General features: G+C 73.2%; 14 protein-coding genes. 5 read left to right on the top strand and 9 right to left on the bottom strand.

Annotated features, from left to right (window positions below; translation table 11 throughout):
* Positions 1 to 52: 52 nt before the first annotated feature.
* Positions 53 to 682 carry a GOLPH3/VPS74 family protein gene (locus OHA21_RS21585; protein WP_328476318.1) on the top strand — a complete coding sequence of 210 codons (630 nt, stop codon included), beginning with the start codon at positions 53 to 55 and terminating at the stop codon, positions 680 to 682.
* On the opposite strand, the gene OHA21_RS21580 is transcribed toward OHA21_RS21585, so the two are convergent.
* Together OHA21_RS21580 and OHA21_RS21575 are read right to left on the bottom strand one after the other, a co-directional pair.
* A complete protein-coding gene (locus OHA21_RS21580; RefSeq protein ID WP_328476316.1) occupies positions 675 to 1,526 on the bottom strand; it encodes a hypothetical protein in 852 nt (283 codons plus the stop codon). The two genes, OHA21_RS21585 and OHA21_RS21580, sit on opposite strands and share 8 nt — an antisense overlap.
* A gap of 10 nt (positions 1,527 to 1,536) precedes the next feature.
* Positions 1,537 to 2,751, bottom strand: a complete 1,215-nt coding sequence (locus OHA21_RS21575; protein WP_328476314.1) for an MFS transporter — start codon at positions 2,749 to 2,751, stop codon at positions 1,537 to 1,539.
* Positions 2,752 to 2,837: 86 nt separating this feature from the next.
* Between OHA21_RS21575 and OHA21_RS21570 the strand changes: the two genes are divergently transcribed.
* Entirely contained in the window at positions 2,838 to 3,341 is a 504-nt protein-coding gene (locus OHA21_RS21570; protein WP_328476312.1) for a PH domain-containing protein, read from the top strand.
* Entirely contained in the window at positions 3,338 to 4,819 is a 1,482-nt protein-coding gene (locus OHA21_RS21565) for a PH domain-containing protein (protein ID WP_328476310.1), read from the top strand. The genes OHA21_RS21570 and OHA21_RS21565 overlap by 4 nt, the downstream gene beginning before the upstream one ends.
* A 45-nt stretch (positions 4,820 to 4,864) precedes the next feature.
* On the opposite strand, the gene OHA21_RS21560 is transcribed toward OHA21_RS21565, so the two are convergent.
* Positions 4,865 to 5,443: a TetR/AcrR family transcriptional regulator gene (locus OHA21_RS21560; RefSeq protein ID WP_328476308.1), complete on the bottom strand. Its 579-nt coding sequence runs from the start codon at positions 5,441 to 5,443 to the stop codon at positions 4,865 to 4,867.
* Between the two features lie 98 nt (positions 5,444 to 5,541).
* On the opposite strand from OHA21_RS21560, the gene OHA21_RS21555 reads away from it, so the two are divergent.
* Together OHA21_RS21555 and OHA21_RS21550 are read left to right on the top strand one after the other, a co-directional pair.
* Positions 5,542 to 6,561: an aldo/keto reductase gene (locus OHA21_RS21555; RefSeq protein ID WP_328476306.1), complete on the top strand. Its 1,020-nt coding sequence runs from the start codon at positions 5,542 to 5,544 to the stop codon at positions 6,559 to 6,561.
* Positions 6,558 to 7,073, top strand: coding sequence for an LLM class flavin-dependent oxidoreductase (locus OHA21_RS21550; protein ID WP_328476304.1), 516 nt, complete (start codon positions 6,558 to 6,560; stop codon positions 7,071 to 7,073). The genes OHA21_RS21555 and OHA21_RS21550 overlap by 4 nt, the downstream gene beginning before the upstream one ends.
* Here the strand turns inward: OHA21_RS21550 and OHA21_RS21545 are convergent.
* The 6 genes from OHA21_RS21545 to OHA21_RS21520 are packed head-to-tail and all read right to left on the bottom strand — an operon-like array spanning position 7,066 to position 20,141.
* Positions 7,066 to 7,719, bottom strand: coding sequence for a GNAT family N-acetyltransferase (locus tag OHA21_RS21545; protein WP_328476302.1), 654 nt, complete (start codon positions 7,717 to 7,719; stop codon positions 7,066 to 7,068). The genes OHA21_RS21550 and OHA21_RS21545 overlap by 8 nt on opposite strands.
* Positions 7,720 to 7,744: 25 nt before the next feature.
* Complete coding sequence (locus OHA21_RS21540; RefSeq protein ID WP_328476300.1) at positions 7,745 to 9,922, bottom strand: hypothetical protein; 2,178 nt, start codon at positions 9,920 to 9,922, stop codon at positions 7,745 to 7,747.
* On the bottom strand, positions 9,919 to 13,452 hold the full coding sequence (locus OHA21_RS21535) for a DUF5682 family protein (protein ID WP_328476298.1): 3,534 nt from the start codon (positions 13,450 to 13,452) through the stop codon (positions 9,919 to 9,921). The genes OHA21_RS21540 and OHA21_RS21535 overlap by 4 nt, the downstream gene beginning before the upstream one ends.
* Positions 13,445 to 14,554, bottom strand: a complete 1,110-nt coding sequence (locus OHA21_RS21530) for an ATP-binding protein (protein WP_328476296.1) — start codon at positions 14,552 to 14,554, stop codon at positions 13,445 to 13,447. The genes OHA21_RS21535 and OHA21_RS21530 overlap by 8 nt, the downstream gene beginning before the upstream one ends.
* Positions 14,551 to 19,272 (bottom strand): hypothetical protein, encoded by a 4,722-nt coding sequence (locus OHA21_RS21525; protein WP_328476294.1) that lies wholly within the window; start codon positions 19,270 to 19,272, stop codon positions 14,551 to 14,553. The genes OHA21_RS21530 and OHA21_RS21525 overlap by 4 nt, the downstream gene beginning before the upstream one ends.
* Positions 19,269 to 20,141 (bottom strand): DUF4132 domain-containing protein, encoded by an 873-nt coding sequence (locus OHA21_RS21520; RefSeq protein ID WP_328476292.1) that lies wholly within the window; start codon positions 20,139 to 20,141, stop codon positions 19,269 to 19,271. The genes OHA21_RS21525 and OHA21_RS21520 overlap by 4 nt, the downstream gene beginning before the upstream one ends.
* Between the last annotated feature and the right edge of the window lie 203 nt (positions 20,142 to 20,344).

Genomic DNA, 20,344 nt, shown 5'->3' with positions numbered 1-20,344 from the left:
TTGACCGATAGTGTCGGCCATCGTCACAGCTGTCGATCATTGAGGCTTCGCGATGACCTCACCGCAGCAGCTCGCCCCCGCCGATGATCTGTATCTGGCCGCCCATGACGGCATCGGCGGCCGCCTCCTGCTGTCGCCGGAGGTGCTCGGCGTCGGCCTGGGCGCGGCACTGCTCGGGGAGCTGATGTTCTGGCAGCGGGTGGTGCTCGGCGGCGACGGCCTGCGGGTGATCGACGACCGGCCCACCGGTGACCCGGCCACCACCCAGGTTCTGAAGCGGCTCGCCGCCACGACCGGCCCGCAGGCGCCGGACCGGTGGATCGCCCACCTGTCGTCCGGCCCGGCCGTCGCGCTGATCGAGCAGCGCCTCACGCTGAACGGCGTGCTGCGGCGCGAGACCAAACGGCGGCTGCTCAGTGTGGAGTCGTCGCTGGTGTTCTCGGACCCGCGCAGCCCGGGGCAGCCGGCCGGGCGGATCCGTACGCATCTGTCGTACAACCGGACGCTGGACACCGCCGATCTGATGCTGGCCGGCCTGATCCTGGCCACCGGCCTGGACACCTTCGTGCTCGACACCGTGAACCCGCGGGACCGGGCGCGGCTGTCCGACCAGTTCCGCCGCAACCTGCCGCAGCCGCTGCACCAGCTGGTCTCGTACGCGGGGGCGGTCGGGGTCAGCTGAGCCGGAACGCGCTGCGGCCCGCGGTACGGACCAGGGTGAAATCGTCGTAGCGCACCTGCGACCAGTCGATCGTCTCCGGCACCCGCTCGCCCGCCGGATGCCCGGCCCGTTTCACCCTGCTCTCGCCCTTGGCCCACACGTAGCTGTTCACGATGGTCCCGGTGTTGTTCTCGGTCTTGTTGGGCTTGCCGGGCGGCTGGTATCCGCGGTAGCGCTGGCCGGATGCGAGCTTCTGCGGGCCGGACGGTTCGACACCTTTCGGCGGCGACGCCTTGGGGTCCGGGCTCCTGGCGGAACGGGTAGCGGGCCCGGCCGCCGGAGCCGACACAGATGTAGGTGACCCCGTCGGTCGCCGGGTGGATCGTCGCGCCGTCCGGCGCCGGGCGGGTACGGCGCCGGGGCGCAGGCCGTCGATCGTCGCCTTCAGGTAGAACTGGCTGCCGATCGGGCCGCCGGGGATCGCGTACCCGCCGACCAGGTGCCGGATGTCGGCCTCGACGCGGGTGCCGTACTGGCCGGGGGCGGTGCCGACATCGACGTACGCCCGCAGTTTCTTCGGCAGGCTGCCGGTCTTGCTGACCAGCTGCGCGGTCATCGCCATCGCCGGGCGCAGCGTGCCGTCGGCGCCGGGCACGAACGACAGGTGCCGCCCGGAGACCACCACGCCGGCCTGGCCCGCGGTGCCACCGGCCGCGGCGAAGGCCGCGTCGGCGAGACGGAATTGGGCGTACGCGCAACCGCCGGCACCCGCCGCCGCGGCTTTCACCAGGGTGCGGCGGCTGACCTGCCGACGGGCCAGTTCCCGGGCGTTCCACTCGCTGTACTCGTCGGCGGTGATCTGCACGCCCGCCAGGCTAAATGCTATTCACGTTTGATTTACCGGATATGTCGTGACTCGTGGCGCGGGGGAGCCGCCGGACCGCCGGCACCAGCAGCAGCGTGACGCAGCCGAGCAGCCCGACCACGACCGACGTGCCGAGCACCCGGTCCGCGCCGACGACCCCGGCGACCGGCCCGGCGAGCGCCTGCCCGATCGGCAGGCTGCCGGTCGAGCCGAGCACCTCGTAGGAGGTCACCCGGTTCAGCACGGCCGGCGGCACCTGGGTCTGCACGCTGGTCTGCCACATGATCGACCAGAACGCCCAGGCGAACCCGTTGATCGCGGCCGCGATCAACAACTGGGGCAACGACACGTGCAGGGCGATCGCCAGGGGCAGCAGCACGAAGCCGAACATCGCGACGGCGCCGGCCGCGAGAGGGCGGCGCGGTTTCCAGCGCAGCGCGGTGAGGCCGCCGAGGATGGTGCCGGCGCCGACACCGGACTGCATCCATCCGTACGCCGACGCGCCCAGATCGTTGCTGACCAGCACCGCTCCGAGGGGGATGAGCGGGCCGAAAAGGAAGACGCCGTAGCCGACCCAGACCAGGATCACGCTCCACATCCAGGTGCGGGAGCGGAACTCGTGCCATCCGGCGATCAGGTCGCTGATCGTCGACGAGGTGCTGCGGGGCACCTTCCCCAGGCGCAGGCCGGCCAGGCAGATCGCGCTGATCGCGAAGGTGGCGGCGTCCACGGCGTAGACCGGGCCGGCGCCGAAGACGGCGAACAGCACGCCCGCCGCGGCCGGTCCGAGCAGCTCGGCGAAGGCGTTGGCCATCCGTACGGTGGCGTTGGCGCGGTGCGGATCGTTCGTCACGTACGGGACCAGGCCGTTGACTCCGGGCTGGAACATCGCGGCCGCGGTGCCGCTGACCGCGGAACAGGCGATGAGCAGCCACATCGACGGGGTGCCGGTGAAGAAGGCTATTGCGACGACGGCTTGGGCGACCAGGCGTACCAGGTCGGCCCCGAGCATCAGCGGCCGCGCGCCGATCCGGTCGGCGAACACCCCGCCGAACAGGATGCAGGCCAGGAACGGCACCATCCAGGAGGCGAGCACGACGCCGACGCCGGTGGCGCCGTAGACCTGACCGACCGCGAGCGCCGCCGCCACCGTGAGCATCGCGTCGCCGAAGACCGAGACCGAGCGGGCGATGAAGTAGCGGGTGAAGTCAGCGGTCCACAGCACCGGCTGATCCTTACCCATGATCGGACCGATGTCGCACGCGTTTTCCCGCCGATCCGGGTTGGCACGGTTCGGTCACCATGGGCGGTATGACCTCCGTCGCCGGCCGACTCGAACTCCGCCCGCCCCGGCACCGGCTGGACCGCCGGTTCATCGCCTGGCGGACCCTGCAGGCGCTGTTCTGGGCGATCGGCGTGCTGGGCGTGCTCGGGGCCGTCTACTGGTTCGCCGAGGTCACCCGCCCGTGGATCGGCCCGGTCCTGCTGATCCTCGTCCCGGTCTACCTGGTCAACATCGCCGTCATGCCCACCGTGCGTCACCTCGTGCACCGCTGGGAGGCCACCGACGACGCGGTCTACGCGCTCTCCGGCTGGCTGACCCGCAAATGGCAGATCGTGCCGATCTCCCGGATCCAGACCATCGACACCGAGATCGGGCTGCTCCAGCGGGCGTTCGGGCTGGCCACCATCGCGGTCACCACGGCGTCGTCAGAAGGAAAGATCACGATCGAGGGCCTGGACGTACGCGTCGCGGAGCAGACGGTCGACCGGCTGCGCGAGGTCACCGCGGCCGCCGAGGGTGACGCCACGTGACCGAGGAAGCCTGGCGGCGGCTCAGCGTCCGGGTCGTCCACCTCGACCTGATCCGGGTGGCGATCTCGCTGGTCACCGGCTACCTCGGCATCGTCGTCAGTGACGACCCGATCTGGCCGCTGGTCGCCGGCGCCTGCGCCGGGCTGGCCGGCGCGCTGACGAACCTGCAACGGTGGCGGACCACCCGGTACCGGATCACCGCGCAGCGGGTGGAGATGCGCAGCGGCTGGCTGGCCCGCAAGCACCGGGTCGTCGCCCGCGACCGGATCCGCAACGTCAGCACCTCGGCGAACCTGCTGCCCCGGCTGCTGGGACTGGCCACCGTGCACATCGGCTCCGGCGAGTCGGAGTCGTCGTTCAAACTGGACGGCCTCGACCGCGGGCACGCCACCCGCCTCGAACACGAGCTGATGCCGGGTGCTGCTCCAGCGGAGCCGGAAGCCGCGGCGCCGCCCGCCGACGAGCGGGTCATCGCCCGGCTGCGCCGTTCCTGGGTGCCGTTGAACGTGGTCACGGTGTGGTCGGTGTTCGCCGTCCTCGCTCCGCTGTTCGCCCTGAACTGGGTGCTGCGGCCGTTCGGCGTCGATCTGCTCGGCTTCGGGCGCGGCCTGCTGGAGTCGAACCTCATCCTGCTGCTGGTGCTCGCCCTGCCGCTCGGGGTGGCCGTCACGACCGTCACGTTCCTGATGGAGAACTGGAACTTCGAACTGGTCCGCAAGGGCACCCCACCGGACACCGCCCTGGTCACCCGCCGCGGGCTGCTCACCACGCAGACCGTGCAGCGCTCCGACGAGCGGCTGCGGGGCATCGCGTTCGCCGAGCCGCTGGCGTGGCGCTGGCTGCGGCTCACCAGCACCAAGGTGATCGCCACCGGGCTGCGCTTCGGCGGCGAGTCCTCCACCACCAGCGGGGTACTGCCGCGGATCCCGATGGCCGAGGCCCGCGAGCTGGCCGCCGAGATCCTGCCGGACGGCAGCCGGCCGCTGGAGGCGGCCTTGCAGCGGCATCCGCGGGGCGCGCTGGTGCGGCGTCTCGGACAAGCGGTGTACGGGCCACTGCTCGCCAGCGGTGCTCTGCTGCTGTTCGTGCGCAGTGGTGCGCTCCCGGGCTGGGTGTGGCCGTTGCCGCTGGCCCTGATGGTGCTGACCGGGCCGGCCGCGGTGCTGGCGTACCGGGCGCTGGGACACGGTCTCAGCGGCGACTACCTGGTGGTGCGTGGTGGCGTGCTGAACCGGGACACGGTGGCGTTGCAGCAGCGGGCGGTCATCGGGTGGACCTTCGAGCAGTCGATCCTGCAGCGCTGGGGCGGGCGGATGACGGTCGGCGTCGCGACGGCGGCGGGCAGCCGGTACTACAAGGTGCCGGATGCCGGGGTGGATCAGGCGCTCGAGTTCGCCGCCGGCGCTGATCCCGAGCTGGCCCGGCGTCTCACCGTGCTTCAGCCCGGCGGTGGCGCTGGGGCGCCGCCATCTGCCTGATCGCTTCGTCGGGCGGGTGCCTTCGGTAGGCGTACCCCGAAGGTTCTAATGCCGGCGCAAGCCGGTGATCAGAAGGGTGACCATGCGCCGGGCGTCGTAGCGGGGGTCGGCGGCGCCGATGCAGAGGTTGCCGACGCCGCGCATCAGGGTGAGGGCATCGATGTCCGGGACGATCTCGCCGGCCGCGGTGGCGGCCTCGAGCAGCTGGGCGCAGACCGGGACAAGACGGTCGAGGAAGTACGCGTGCAGGGTGGCGAAGGTGGCGTCGTCGGACTGCAGCGCCTCGGCGAGGCCGTGTTTGGTGGTCAGGAAGTCGGCGAAGAGCTCGATCCAGGCGGCCAGGGCGGCGTGCGGGGAATCGTTCTCGGTCAGCAGCGCCGGACCGGCTTCGGCGCAGGCTTCGACCTGGTGGCGGTAGACGGCGACGATCAGGTCGGCGCGGGTCGGGAAGTGCCGGTAGATCGTGCCCACGCCGACGCCCGCCCGGGCGGCGATGTCGCGGACCGGCACGTCGACGCCGGCGGCGATGAAGGCCGCGGCCGCCGCCTCCAGGAGGTTCTTCTCGTTGCGGCGGGCGTCGGCGCGCTTGCGGGGCGTCGTCGAGCTGCCTGTTGTCTCCGTCACTTGCGTGCTCCGTGGTTGGCTAAGCGGAACGTTGTTCCGTATCGTTCTTACCGGAACGAGGTTCCGTTTATTCGGGATGCCTGATCAGGAGGATAGACATGCAGTACCGCAACCTGGGCCGCACCGGCGTGCAAGTGAGCACCCTCGCGCTCGGCGCCATGAACTTCGGCAGCATCGGGCGCACCGGTCAGGACGAGGCCACCGCCATCGTCAGCGCAGCATTGGACGCCGGGATCAACCTCATTGACACCGCCGACATGTACGGCCGGGGCGAGTCCGAGGAGATGGTCGGCAAGGCCATCGCCGGGCGCCGCGACGACATCGTGCTGGCCACCAAGGCGGGCATGCCGATGAGCGACGAACGCAACCAGCAGGGCAGCTCCCGCCGGTGGCTGGTCGCCGAGCTCGACAGCAGCCTGCGCCGGCTCGGCGTCGATCACGTCGACCTGTACCAGATCCACCGGTGGGACCCGCGGACCAGCGACGAGGAGACCCTGTCGGCGCTGACCGACCTGCAGCGGGCCGGCAAGATCCGCTACTTCGGATCGTCGACGTTCCCGGCGTACCGGATCGTGCAGGGCCAATGGGCCGCCCGCGAGCACCGGTTGAGCCGGTACGTCACCGAGCAGCCGAGCTACTCGATCCTGCAGCGCGGCATCGAGGCACACGTCCTGCCGGTCACCGAGGAGTACGGCATGGGCGTGCTGGCCTGGAGCCCGCTCGCCTCGGGCTGGCTCACCGGAGCGGTCCGGGCCGGCCGGGAGATCAGCACCCACCGTTCGGCGGTGCTGCCGGCCCGCTTCGACCTGACCGACCCGGCCAACCAGGCCCGGCTCGACGCCGTCGAGAAGCTGACCGGGATCGCCGAGCAGGCCGGGCTCACGCTGATCCAGCTCGCGCTCGGGTTCGTGACCGCGCACCCCGGCGTGACCAGCGCCCTGATCGGGCCGCGCACCCTGGAACACCTGTCGTCGCAGCTCGCGGCCGCGGACACGGTGCTTCCGGCGGACGTGCTGGACGCGATCGATGCGATCGTCGCTCCCGGGGTGGATCTCGCCGCGCAAGAGAAGTTCGACACACCGCCCGCGCTGCTCGACGCCGCGCTGCGCCGCCGATGACCAACCAGGCGAGTACCTGTCGCACGGGGCTGCCGTTCGCCGACACGGCGGACGCGGTGGGCAGCCTGGCCGAAGCGTGCACGGTCATCCGGCGGGTGTGGACAGCGTCGGCGCCGTTCGACTTCGACGGTTCCCATGTGCGGGTCGGCGGCGCGTTCGGCAACCCGAAACCGGTGCAGCGGCCGCACCCGCCGATCATCATCGGTGGGCGGTCGGCGGCGGTGCTGCGCATCGCGGCCGTGCACGCCGACCTGTGGAACTTCCCGGGCGGCGACCTCGACGACGCGGTCCGCCGCAGTGCCCTGCTCGACCGGTACTGCACGGAGATCGGCCGTGACCCGGCGACAATCATCCGGTCCATGCACGTGGCCGTCTCCTATGACCGGCCGGCCGCGGTCCGGGAGGCGATCAGTGCGGCCGTCGCTGCGGGATTCGGGCACATCGTCCTGGGGCTGCCGGCGCCGTACCCGCAGGGCGTCGCCCGATGGGTCGTCGACGAGCTGATCAGGTGAGCTTGCGGTGCATGATGTGCAGGCCCACCGGCCCGTGCACCGGGTGATCGAAGGCATCCGGCACAGTGCCGAGGATGCTGAAGCCGAGGCTCAGCCATAGTTTCACGGCCGGGTTGGTGGCGACGACGGCGTTGAAGACCATCGCCCGGTAGCCGTCGTTCGCGGCCTCCCGGAGCACGTGCTCGGCCAGGCGGCGGCCGATGCCACGTCCGGCCTGCGCCGGATCAACCATGAAACCGGCGTTGGCCACCGCAGACGCCGGGCCGCCGTAGTTGGCTTTGACGTACGCCGAGGCGACGATCCGCGTGTTCCCGTTCTCCTGCGCTTCGTTCGCTGCCTGCGCGGCCTGCGCTGCCTTCGCTCCCTGCGCGTCCGCTTCCTCCGCTCGCTCCGCGGCCTGCGTTCCCTCCGCGGCCGCCGCGGCCTGCGTTCCCTCCGCCGCCTCCGCCTCCGCCGCCTCCGCTGCCGCCGCTGCCTCCGCTTCCTCCACGACGAAGATCCGTGCGGCCGGGCTCATCCAGAGCCGGCGTGCCTGCTCTTCGGGGGTCTCACGGTCCCAGGCGTAGGTCTCGCCGGCGCTGACGATCTTCTGCCAGAAGGGCCAGATCTTCGGCCAGTCCGCCGGCGTCGCTTCCCTGATCAGCATGAATGTCGAGGTTACGCCCTGCCTTTCAGGTCCACGCCGTCCTGGTGGCTGCCCGGGTCGCGGCCTGCTCGTAGACGGCTGCCGTCAGCCAGGCTTGCGCCAGCAGCTCGGCGTCATGCGGGTCCAGGCGGCCGAAAACATCCCGGGTACGGCGTACGCCAGCCGCACCGAGCCCGGCCAGCACCGCGGCCGCCGCGCCGAGGTGCGCGTCGCCGAGTCGGCGTGCGTCGTCGCCGACTCCGGTCAGCAACGCCGGCCGCCCGGCAGAGACGACACGTTCCAGCTGGTGGCGCAGCAGATGGAGCGGGGGAGCGGGCGGTGGTGGCGGCCCGGTGGCTGGCCGGTCCGGCATCGCTTCCGGCGCTGAGGTGGGCAGATCCGCGCGGGTCAGCGGCCCGGCACCGAGGTCGAGGTGGCCACCGTGCCGCTCCGGCAGCCATCCGGCGGCGAACGCCAGGCCGGCGATGCGCCGAGGCCCGGCAAATCGGCCGACGAGCCGGACGGGGTGGCCGACGGCTCGTGTAGCGAGGAGCCGCAGGTTGGCGACGTAGGGCAGGGAGGGCTCCTCCATCGCGGCCACCACGGCAACAACCACAGCCGACGCTGACGCCGACGACCCCGACGCCAGATGACCATCGGCCGGCCCACCTGCTGCCGTGCCGCCTGGGAAGCCGCCCGGAGGCGTGAAGTCCGTGGGCGTGCTGCCGTGCGTGTTTCCCGCCGACGTTTTTCCTGCTGGCGTGCGGTGCGGCGGCGTGTGGCCGGCCGGCGTGCCGCCGGGCGGTGGGCTGCCGTGCGTGCCGGGCGGTGGGCTGCCGTGCGTGCCGGGCGGTGGGCTGTCTCGCGTGCTCCCCGTCTGCATACTGCCCGGAGGTGCGCTGCCCGGCAGCGTGCTGATTGTCGGCGGGCCGTCTGCTCCCGTCGGGACCTGGGCGGTTTGGGGGACGGCAAGGAGCAGGCCGCGGTGGTCGGCGCCGAGGATGACGCCGTCGAGGAAGGCGAGGTCGTGTGCGGCAGGGCGTTCGTGGGCGGGCCGGGTGGCGGCGGTGAGCCAGCGGTCGACCTGCGCGGCGAGGCCGACCTGCCAGAGGTCGTTCAGTGGTGTTTCGAACCAGCCGGTGCCCGGGGCGGACACGGCTTGGCGGGCGCGGCCGTGGCTGAGACGACCAGCGGCAGAGGCGTGAGCGTTGATCGCCAGCAGGCCGCTGCGGGAGAGTTCGCGGTGGCTGAGCCGGACCTCGCCGAGGTCGACGGAAGCCCGGGTGGCCGTGACCGCGGTGGCCGGGTCGGCCGGCTTGACGTCGGACACGACCCAGATGCGCCCACGAGCATCCACCAGGTAGGTCGCCGCTCCGGCATGACCGGTCGCTGCCCGCACTGGTTCGCAGAACAAGCCATAAAGCCGCAGGTCACCGGCCGGCTCGTAGTCCCGGCGCGACACCCCGGCAGCGGCGGCGTCGCCGTTGGTCAGACGATGGCACGAGACGAGCAACTCCCGCAGGGCGTCGGTCAGGTCAGCCAGTCGGAACGCCGGGTCGTCCCGGCGCGCCGCGCGCAGATGCTCCACGACCCGGATCGCAGCCGCCGCGGGCGAATGCAGGCTGGTGGCCCGCGCCTGGTGAACCGCGCGGAGTAGGTCGGCCTGAACCAGAGCGCCGGCCCCGGGAATCCCAGTGGCCAGCACAGCAGCCGCGCCCGACGCCAGGCTGAGGGCTGCGCGCCGCTGAGCCGCACTGACCGCCGCGGCCGCTGAAGGTTCGGGCCGAACGGAATGCGGTCCCTTCGCCGTCAGCCCGACGTCTCCCGATCCACTTTGGCCTTCGGCGGCCGCATCATCGCCGACCGCAGCTCGGGGGGCCGCGTCGATATCGGCGGCGTCCTCAGTGCGCGCGCCGGTACCCACTGGGCTTTCGGTCTCGATGGGTTCGTCTGTGAGGATCGGCGCCGTGCTCAGGACGGCTGCCCGATGCAGGCAGCGCGGCGCCAGCAAGCAGCTGCACACAGCATCGGCGGCGGAGCTTACCGGCGTGGTCAGCGTGACGGTGGTCTGATCGTCGGGGTGCACCGAAACGGCGTCGCCGTCCAAGGAGATCGGCCAGGTGCGGGCCTGCTCGATTGCGGCGTCGAGGCGGGTGCGCAGGCGGGCGGGCAGCGCGGCGACCGCTTCGGCCGTGACCTCGGCGGTGACCGGGGGGAGGCTCATCGGACCTGGTCTCCGATCCAGCGGGCGAGCTCGGTCGGGCTCAGCGCGGCCACCGGCATGCCTGCGCCGACCAGTTGCGCGGCGACGCCGGTGCTGTAGCGGGGGCGGCCCTTGTCGTCGAGGCTGGCGCAGCCGAGCAGGGTCGTTCCGTCGTCGGCCAGGGACCGGACGGCGGTGAGCAGATCGCCGACCGAGAATCCCTCCTCGAAGTCGCTGATCACGATGACCATGGTGCGGTTGGGCACCATGGTCATCTGCCGGGCGTAGCGCAGACCTGCGGCGATGTGCGTGCCGCCGCCGACCCGGATCTCCAGGAGCAGGGAGAGCGGGTCGGTGACCCGGTCGGTGAGGTCGACGACCTCCGTGGAGAACGTGACGAAATGCGTACGCAGTGCTGGTACGCCGGCCAGGATCGAGGCGGTCAGCGCGGCCCAGATGGTCGACTCCTCCATCGAGCCGGAGACGTCGACGAGCAGCACCACCTGCCAGTCGACGCTGCGCCGGCCCGGGCTGCGGAACACCGGCTGCTCGGGGAGGATCTGCGCCCGGCCGTCGGGTCCGGGGCGCACGGTGTGCAGGTTGCGCCGTACGGTGGCGGCCAGGTCGAGCCGTCCGGTGGGCCGGCGTGTCGACCGGGGTGTGCCGAGGCCGGTGAGCGCGGGGCGGATGCGGCGGGCCAGTTGTGCGGTGAGCTCGGCGGTGAGCCGGGCGACGAGCGGCCGCAGCCGGGCCAGACGGGCTTCGGGCAGGCCGCCGGCCAGGGAAAGTACCGCGTGGAGCAGGTCGACTGACGGACGTACCCGTTGCGGGTCGGCGGCGAGGACCGCATCGAGCCGGCCGCGCTCGGCGGCCCGGGCCAGGACCTCGTCGCGGACGTCGTTGCCGAAGAGCGCTTCCAGGTCGGCCAGCCACTCCCGGGCCTGCGGGTAGGCCGGCTCCCGGCCGGCGCCGTCCACGGTGTACGCCCCTTCGCCCTGGCCGATGCCGTAGAGCTCGTCGAGCGCGGTGGCGAGCCGCCGCTGCTCGGCGGGCAGCTGGTCGCTCTCCCGGCCCAGCAGCAGCCGCCAACGCTGTGCCGGCGAGATCCCAGCCTGCTCCAAGCCAGGCCGAAGGCCTCCGGCTTCACCACCATCCGTCCGCTGGAAGGAACCACCCGGCTGCACGGCGTCGGGCGACCTCGCGGGGACGTCCGGCACGGACGGCTCCTGCGGTGCGGGAAGGCTGTGTGGTCCGCCGCCGGCGGGCGGGAGGCCGGCCGCGACGGGGACGAGGTTGCCCACCGGGTCGGAAGGCGGCGAGCTGTCGCCCGGCACGGTCGCGGGCGCGGGCGAGGGCAACCCGAGGGCTCGGACCGCGGCCAGGCCCGCCCGGTCGGCGGCCAGCCACGACATCACCGTGGCCGGATCGGCGGGCAACTGCGGGGAGACCGCGCCGTGCCGGTCGCTCACCGTTCGTAGGAGGCGATCCCGGTCCGCCGGGCTCATCGCATCGAAGCCCCCGCGCAGCGCAGGTAACCGGCGCACGAAGTCCTCGTCCGGCATCTCGTCGACGCTGTCCAGCAGCGGCGTCAAGATCTCCCCACCCGCCTGGAGCAGCCCTCCGGCCACGCTCAGCGCCCCGCGCAGCCGATCCGTGGCCTCGGCCGCCGGCAGATCCGCCCAGGACGCCAGCCGCCGCCCGAACTCGTCCGGCGCGGAGTGGCCGAGTAGGGTGCCGACTGCAGCCGCAGCCCCGCTCATCAGAGGCGACCCGTCCCGTGCCAGCCCCCGGACCGCATGATCCAACCGCATCAGCCGCCCGGCCTCATCCGCCGCCTGCACGAGATCGTGCAGCGCCCGGGCGTCCGAGACCCGGTTCGACCCGGCCAGTCCGGGAACCGCCGCCACCGCTGCCCCGTGCAGCTCGTCGCGGACGTCCTCGATGCCGTCGAGCCCGTCCGGCAGGCCGGTCACGTGCCCCCGCGAGATCCGGCTGAGCAGACGCAGGCCGGCCACGATCTGCTCGACCGTGCCGGCAACCCGCCGCAGATCGCCCAGCCGCAGCGCGGCAAGCTCCGGCAATCCGCAGGCCGCCGCCTCCTCGAGACCTTCCAGCGCCTGCTCCGCGGTGGGCCCACCGGCCGCCACCTGCCGCCGCCGGCGTACCGCGAGCAGCCCCTCCGCAGCCTGCGCCAGAGTGACCCCGTGCAGCCCGGCCACCGCGAGCGCGGCATCGGTGCCCGGCGTCCACTCCACCCGCCACGCGGTGGTGAGCGCTTCACCGCCGGGTACGGGCCCGGCCGTACCCGCACTGCCGTAGGGCGCCCCGCACGCGGCGAGCCGCCGGATGGTCAGATCCCGGGCGCGATCAGTGGGGGACCGCAGCGGGTCGAGCCGGATCCGCTGGGCGGGCCGTCCCGGCCCCGGCAGCTTCAACCCGGCCAGTTCCTCCTCGACCGCCGGGAGCAGCCCGGTCCGCGGCACTCCGGCGGCGAGCCGTCCGCGCTGCCGCCCGACCAGCACCGTCTCCATCGCTTGGGCGACTGCACGGCCCACGCCGACGGGCGCTCCCTGGGCGAGGACGGTCTGCAACGCCTCGACGAGTTCACCGCGGCCGGGTGCGGGCAGCGTACGCAAAGTCGCCAGATCCCCCGCCAGCCGTGCCACTTCGGCAGCCTCGCCGGGCCCGGCCGGCCGGCCCTGTGCCCGCAGCTCCCGGGTGACCTCGACGGCGAACGCGTGGCTGGCCAGCCGGATGCGTTCCGGGTCGGCCCCGCAGTCGAGGACGGCCTGCTGCCAGCGCGGATCCCGGATCCCCGCGGGGTAGCCGGAGCGCGCGTCGAGCAGGTCGAACGTGTACGGCACCAGGGAGATCACCGGCGCCGGTTCCTCGATCACGCCGTCGATCACCGGCCCGTCCAGCAGCACCGGCGCGTGGAAGGCCCCGACCACGACGCTGACGCGTCCGCTCGTCCGGCAAAGGTGCCCGCGCATGCAGGCCTCGCGCTGGAGATCGACGGGATCGGCGCCGTCCTGGCGCAGCGCCCACCCGGCGGCGAGCGCGGCCCGCCGGACCGCTTCCGGCGGGCTGCCGGGAGCGGCCGCCTCGACCCACCGGTCCCACAGGTCGTCACCGGCGCGCCCGGTCACCGTGCGGTGCACGGCCGCCCACAGCGACGGCCCGGACGACGGGGAGACCGACGGTTCCGGCGCGCGGGAGGGCGAGGACAACGGCAGATCGCAGCAGACGACCGGGACGTCGTTGCGGCGGGCCCAGCGCAGCGCGGCGAGTTCCGGGCTGAAGTCCGCGAACGGGTAGAAGGCGAGGCCGGCGGCCGCGAGGGCGACCGGCGCGACCGTTCCGGGGTCGGCCAGCCAGCGCACCCACGGCTGCATCTCCGCGGGCAGCTCGACCAGCAGAGTCTGCGGCGCGAAGGCGTCGAGCAGCGCGGGCACGGCGGCGGCGAGGACCGGCGAATGATGCCGTACGCCGATCAACTGCACCCGCTCGTCCCCGGCGAGCCGCTCCACCACCTCCCGCGGATCAGTCACGCAGCACGTCCCGGTGCTCCCACAGTTGCCGCCACATCCGCGCCCCCGTCTCGGCACGCCGCCGCAGAGCCCCGTCCCAGTACGCCAGCAGCCGCCCCGCATCAGCCGGATCGTCCTTGCGCACCACCCCGAGCAGGTGCCCCGGCAGCAGCGACAGCGGATCCGGCCCCGGCAGATACGCCGCCGACAGCCCGATCGAAGCCGCCACCGCCACCGCCTCAGCCGTGCTCATCACCGACGACGGCCGCTCCACCTCCCACCCCTCGGCGCTCAACCCGGTACGCAGATCCCGGAACGCCGTCACCAGCGTCTCCAGCACCGCCTCATCCACCGCGAACGAAGCCCCACCGCGTTCCACCGAAGCCTTCGCCTGCCGGGTGACCAGCGCGACCTCCGCATCGAAGTCCGCGATCGGCGGCACCACCTCGAAGTTGAACCGCCGTTTCAGGGCCGCGCTCATCTCCGACACCCCACGGTCGCGCAGGTTCGCCGTCGCGATCAGGCAGAACCCCGGCACCGCATGGCTGACCGCCCCTTCGGTCCCGGCGAGCTCCGGCACGCTGATCCGCCGCTCCGACATGATCGAGACGAGGGCGTCCTGGACCTCGGGCAGGCAGCGGGTGATCTCCTCGACCCGAGCGACCGCCCCGCTGGTCATCGCGGTCAGGATCGGCGACGGCACCAGCGATTCCGGGGTCGGCCCCTTGGCGAGCAGGAGCGCGTAGTTCCACCCGTACCGCAGCTGGTCCTCGCTGGTGCCGGCGGTGCCCTGCACGGCGAGCGCGCTGGTCCCGCAGATCGCCGCGGCGAACAGCTCGGACAGCATCGACTTCGCCGTGCCCGGCTCGCCGACCAGCAGCAGCCCGCGTTCCCCGGCGAGGGTGACGACGCACCGCTCGACCAGGGCGCGCTCGCCGACGAACTTGGGCTCGATGACCCGGCCGTTGACCGGTGCCCCGGCGGAACCGGCGACGAACGTGACCACCGCACGCGGTGTCAGACGCCAGCCCGGCGGGCGCGGGCCGGTATCCGCTGCGGCGAGGAACTCCAGCTCCTCGGCATACCGGTGTTCCGGCGGGTCGATCTGGCGGGCGGCGGTCACGGCTTCTCCTCGAGGTCGCGGTAGCGGGGCAGATCACCGGCGGTGACCCGGGCCCAGGCCGCGGCGAACAGTTGCGGCAGCGAGCGGGTGACCACCCGCTGTTTGCCGGTGTGCCGGTAGAGCTCCTGTTTCCAGGCTTCGACGGGCAGCACCGGCGCGCGGGCCGGCAGCCAGCCGCCGGGCAGGAAGACCGGGCGGCCGGCGCGTTCCCGTTTTGCCGTCACCACCAGTTCGGCGGCGACCAGGGCTTCGCGTGCCCTGCGCAGCTGGGGTGGCTTCCAGCCGTTCCAGGTCTGCACGGCCTTGTCGGTCGGGTCGGGCAGGGCGAGCAGCTGCAGGTAGTACGCCGCCGCGTCGGTGTCCAGGCCGAACCGCTCCCGCACCTCGCCGACCAGGTGCGGCGCGCTGACCCGGGGATCGCGGGGTTCGCCGGTCGCGCCGGCCGGGGTGGCCACCACCTCGTCGATCCAGTCGGACAGCAGGGTCCGCAGCGCGGTCCGGGTGTCGTCGTCGATGTAGCCGAGCGCCGGGTCGTCGGTGCCGGACAGCTTGGCCGGCGCGATGTGGAAGACCAGGTAGTCGTTGTAGTTGTTGCCGTCGACCAGCGCGGGCCCCACCTCGGGCGGGTTCTTCAGCGGGTGCATCGCGTGGCCGACGAGCAGGTCGGGGTTGCGCAGCCGCTCCCGGACCAGCCGCAGCGCCTCGGGCAGGACGGAGCGCAGCGGGTCGTCCCAGGCCAGGTGGTAGCCGAGCCAGGGCAGGGCGGCCGCCACCGCGGACAGCCGCCGCTGGTCGAACGGGGTGCCGGAGGCCGCCTCGGTGAGCGGGTGGTAGTAGCCCTGGGTGCTGCTGCGCCCGTCGGTGCTGAGCCAGTCGCCGGGTTGCGGCGCCGCGATGACCTGCAGGATGTCGGCGGCGCGGTCGCTGTCGACGACCCGGTCGAGGGCGGCGACGAGCTCTTCCGGCACGGCCACCCGCCGGCCCCGCAGCCGGTTCCAGGCCTCGCCGGCCGCCGCGACGTCCGGCCCGTGCTCCCACAGGGCGGCCGGGTCGGCGGGCATCGCCGCGTCCAGCAGCGCGACCCGCTGCAGCACGGTCAGGCTCTGCAGCGCGGATTTCGCGACCTTGGCGTGGGTGGCGCTGAGCCCGAGCACCGTACGCTGCTCGTGGTTCAGGAAGTTGGCCTCCCAGGAGCCGATCCCCGGCAGACCGGCGAGCAGCAGGATCGCCTCGGCCCGGGTCATGCCGGTGGCGGCGGCCAGCGCCTCGGCCGCTTCCGGTCGCCACGGCGCCGGCCCGCGCTCGCGCAACAGGGCGGTGAAGGCCCGCAGACGTTCGCCGTTCTGCCGGCCGCTGGGGTACGCCTCCTCGCGCACCACCGACTCGGCCGGCGCGGTGAAGGCGCCGTCCGCCGCGAACTGGATCGCGCTGCGCTGCCACGACTGCTGCGTGCCGACCGCGTAGTGCCGCCGCGACGGCGGGAACAGCACGGTGATCTGCTCGCCGATCCGCTGTAACTCCATCTCGTTGACGGTCATCCGCTGCTGCGTGATCTCCAGCAGCCGCAGCCGGGAGTCGGCCAGCGGCGTCCCGGCGATCGTGGTGAGGAAGGACGCCAGCGTCTCCCGGTCGGCCTCGGCGGTGATCGGTGACGCGGCTCGCAGAGCCACCGCGCCGAGCCCACTGAGCAGCGCCGTCCAGTTGCCGCCGGAGGCCGGGAGGGTGACCTGGTCGGAGGGCGTGCCGGCGAGCAGTGCGGCGACGCCGGTGACCTGCCCGACGATGTGGAACTGCCGGGCGGAGGGACCGCTGTAGTAGGTGCGCGTCGAGTCGCACAGCCCGCCCCAGGCCTGCTGCAGCGCCTCGTCGGAGATGGTCGACACGGTCGTCGGCGCCGCGGTGGCCTCGGCGTCCAGGTGCTGGGGGACCTCGGCGATGCGCCGGCGCAGCCGGACCGCTCGGGCCACCACCTCGGCGATCCGGGAGCGCAACGTGCCGTCGGTGACCTGCGGCAGGTGGGCCTCGATGTTCGCGGTGACCGCCTCCTTGACCTTGACGGTCCCGGTCACGGCGTCGTCGACGGCGAGCAGCGCAGCCGCGGTCTGCTCGTCGATGGCCCGCAGCGCGGCCGAACCGGCCTCATCACGGGTACGCAGAGCGTGCCACCAGGCCATCGGCGGCAGGGTGCTGGTGGTCTCGGCGAACTCGGCGAGCACGTGCCGGCCGTCGGCGGTCCACACCTGGACCTGGTCGCGATGCGAGTAGCCGCCCGCCACGGTCACCGGCAGGGGTGCCGTCGCCCCGGGCAGCGTGATGGCGCCGACCAGGCGTTCGGCCCGGCCGAGGAAGCCGTGAATCCGTTGGACCTGACGCGCCGGCAACGTCACCCGGCGCCCGTCGATCCCTTCCCCGACCTGGGCGCCGTCCGGCGTCCGCGTCGTACGCCACCCGACCATGCCGTCCCGCCAGCCCATCGGCGACCCGGCGAAGGAGGCCGGCGCCGGCCGCAGCAGACAGGCCTCGGCCACGACCCTGTCGACCGCGAAGAACGCCGGCGTGCTGAACCGCCCGGCCTCCCCGGTCCGCGGGTCGAACTCCCGCCAGCGCCACCCCCACTCGCCGGACTGGTCCTGGCCGTGCTCGCACCGCCAGAACGTCACCCCGTCACTGGCCACCGGGTACAGCGTGCCCGGCCCCTGGACGTCGCCGGCGTGCACCGGCCGGGACCCGGTGGTGAGGTCGCCGCCGGGGACGGGCAGCGGGTGCATCGGCACACCCCACCCGGCACGCCCGGTGCGCCACTCCCCGTCCACCAGCTCGGCAGGCCGGGACGACCAGTAGCCGACCGGACCGTTGTCGCTGGTCCACGCGACCATCAGATCGCCGTCGGTGTAGAGGCAGACGGGCTGCGAGTAGTGGCTGGGCGCGTGCCGGTGCCCGGCCGGCGGGTAGCGGAAGACGTGCTCGGTGACCGTCCCGTCCGGGGCGAGCACGTGCGCGGTCTGAAGGTCGTGCACGACCAGCTCGGGCCAGGACTCGCCGAGCCGGATCGTCTTCGTCTGTTTCGCCGCCACCTCGTACGCCGCCCAGCTCAGCTCGGCCGGCAGACCGGCCCGCAGTGTCCGGGCCAGCACCGCCGGCACGTCGATCGCCGGCAGCTGCCGGAATCCGTCGGGAGCGAGCGCCATCCCGGCCGCCGACCAGAGCGGGGCCAGGCCGGTCAGGTCGTGGTCGAGGCTGGTGACCGTGCCGTCCCCGGCCCGCGCCGACTGCTCCAGCAGCATCTCGACGAGGACGTCGCGCACCCCGGCCGCGCCGAACGCCTGCGCCAGCGTCTGATCGGGCAGGGCCGGGCTGGTCAGCGCCTCCCCGGAACGCAGCCGCACCAGCGCCGTGCGGATGCTGAGGGCCAGCACCGGCCGCAGGACCGGATCAGCGGCGATCGCGGCCAGATCCCGGCGCCCCGGGCCCTCGTCGGTCACCCAGTTGTTGAGCTCGAACCCGTTGTTGAGGCGCTGCGAACCGATCTCGGCGCGGACCCCGGCGGCCAGGCACAGGTCGAGCACGTCGAGCTCGACATCCCAATACCCGGTCGCGAACTGCACACCGTCCTCGGCGGCCAGCCGGGGCAGCAGCCGCTCGACCAGCGACAACAGCCGCTCGTCGCGTCGCTTGCCGCGCCGGACGGCGAGGATCCGCTCCAGCCAGCGGCTCGCCGAGACGCTGCCCGGCCCGCCGGCGACCAGGTCGGCGGCCGCGCCCGAGTCCTCCAGGATCCCGATCCACTGGGCGGTCATGTCGGCGTCGTAGCCCGGCGGCTCCGGCACGATCGCCAGCAGGCGGGCGCGCACCGCCGCGTCGCGTTTGCCGAGCCGGACCAGGCTGCGCCGATACGACTTCCACACCGACGGGGTGGCCCGGGCCATCGCGGGATAGGCCAGCAGTTGCCCGGCGACCTCGTCGGCCTGCTGCTCGACGTCGAGCCCGGCGGCTTTGGCCAGGCGGGTCAGGTCGGCCGCCATCGACGCGTGCGGCGGCAGCCCGCCGGCCACCCGGCGCAGGGCGAGGGTCCGGACCAGCTCAAACGCCTCTGCGGCGGGCCGCCGGTCGACCACCCCACGGGCATACTCGGTGAGCATCGCCGCGGTCAGCGCCCCGGCGAACGCGAACTCCAGGTGCACGTCGCGCACCCGGTCCTCGTCGACGGTCAGGCCGTGCACCTGCTCGGCGCGGCGGGCCTCGGTGAAACAGGTCCCGGCCATCCGCTGGTTGTCGGCGGTCAGGAAGGCGCGCCCGGCCTGCTCCCAGAACGTCGGCAGGAACGCCGGCGCGGCCGCCCCGAGCCGGCGGGCCAGCGCCTCATAGCCGTCCTTGGCGTTGCCCGGCTTGCTGCGGGCGACCCGCGCGAGTTTCTCCATCTCCTTGACCAGGGCGAGCGCGTGCTTGCCGTTGACCGGGTCGTGCACCAGCGCCCAGGCCGGGAAGCCGAGGGCCTGCCGGCGGGCGTGGCCGACCGTGACCGGCGGGCCGGCCGGCTCGAACCCGAGGAACTCCATGGTCAGGTCCTCGGCCGGGCCGATCGTGGCGCCGACCAGCCGCACGATCGTGCGCCCGTCCAGCGTGGGATGCGCATAGGCCCGGGCGGTGACCGCGTCGACCCCGGTGGCCCGTGACGTGCCGGGCAGGATCGCCCCGGCGTCCAGCAGCGGCTCGCTCATGCCTCGTCCTCCACAACCCGGCCGGCGTGCAGCGTGGCAGCCATGCGCATCCCCTCGGACCAGGCCACCGGCGGCACGTCGCCGGTGGCGATCGCCTGCCCGCCGGCGTCGGTGAAGGTCAACTCATACGTCTCCGTCTCGTAGGACGGGTCGCCGTCGCCGATCCACACCGACGCCACGACCGTGCGCCCGCCCTCCCACACCCGGCAGACCGCGGTGCCGCCCTGCACCCGGTAGCCGGCCGAGGTGGCCCGCGTCTGCACGTGCCGCAGCTCCTTGAACCGGGCCCCGGCATAACGCTGCAGCTCAGCCCGCTGCTCCGCGTCGCCGGCCGGCTTGCGCCACACCTCCCGGAACAGCTGCACCAGGCCCTGCTCCGCCCCGAGGTCGGCGGCGAACTCCCGCAGATCGTCCAGATCGGGCAGCAGCACCGGATGCGGGACGGCGACCCGGTCGGCGGTGATCCGGGCCGACTCACCGTCCAGATCGACGACGCCCAGCCCCTTGGCCTGGTCGGCGTCGCGCAGCAGGCCGGCCGCGGTCACGTCCCACTCGCCGGCGGCGCTCACCGGCACGACCACCGCGTCGCGCAGCAGCGCCCGCCACGTCTCGTCGGCCCAGACCTGGGCGATCACCGCGGCCGGCACCGGCAGCGAGCGGGTCATCCACCGCTCCACCTCGGCCCGGCAGGTGGTCTCGTGCCGGCGCAGCCACTCGACGAGCTGCCGCAGGCCGAGCACCGCCTCGTGCTCCTTGAGCGCCTTGGGCAGGCTCTTGAGTGGCTTGCCCTGCGCGGTCCGCGCGACGACCTTCCCCCGGTCGACGCTCACCTCATAGTCGGCCCCTGCCGCCACCCAGCCCATCGACATCCCCTCACCGAAGCGTGCCGCGGATTGTGCCAGCCGGGACCGACATTTTTCGGCGGCCCGGCCCAGCCGTGCCGAAATGATCACCGCCCGAGCAGTGAACCGGTTCAGAAGGCGCAAACCCCGGGCGATTGACAGTGGTCTATGGAAGGCCTAGCGTCCCTCAATAAGAGCGGAGGAAAGCGCTTACCCGCACTACAAGGCCA

Origin of the sequence: Actinoplanes sp. NBC_00393 (assembly GCF_036053395.1) — a bacterium.
Taxonomy (GTDB): domain Bacteria; phylum Actinomycetota; class Actinomycetes; order Mycobacteriales; family Micromonosporaceae; genus Actinoplanes.
This window is presented reverse-complemented; position numbering and strand designations above follow the sequence as displayed.

What these genes read in the sequence shown, in the direction of transcription:
- OHA21_RS21585 (WP_328476318.1), top strand. Translation starts at nt 53, where the DNA reads ATGACCTCACCGCAGCAGCTCGCCCCCGCCGATGATCTGTATCTGGCC.
- OHA21_RS21570 (WP_328476312.1), top strand. Translation starts at nt 2,838, where the DNA reads ATGACCTCCGTCGCCGGCCGACTCGAACTCCGCCCGCCCCGGCACCGG.
- OHA21_RS21555 (WP_328476306.1), top strand. Translation starts at nt 5,542, where the DNA reads ATGCAGTACCGCAACCTGGGCCGCACCGGCGTGCAAGTGAGCACCCTC.
- OHA21_RS21550 (WP_328476304.1), top strand. Translation starts at nt 6,558, where the DNA reads ATGACCAACCAGGCGAGTACCTGTCGCACGGGGCTGCCGTTCGCCGAC.
- OHA21_RS21545 (WP_328476302.1), bottom strand. Translation starts at nt 7,719, where the DNA reads ATGCTGATCAGGGAAGCGACGCCGGCGGACTGGCCGAAGATCTGGCCC.
- OHA21_RS21540 (WP_328476300.1), bottom strand. Translation starts at nt 9,922, where the DNA reads ATGAGCCTCCCCCCGGTCACCGCCGAGGTCACGGCCGAAGCGGTCGCC.
- OHA21_RS21525 (WP_328476294.1), bottom strand. Translation starts at nt 19,272, where the DNA reads ATGAGCGAGCCGCTGCTGGACGCCGGGGCGATCCTGCCCGGCACGTCA.
- OHA21_RS21520 (WP_328476292.1), bottom strand. Translation starts at nt 20,141, where the DNA reads ATGTCGATGGGCTGGGTGGCGGCAGGGGCCGACTATGAGGTGAGCGTC.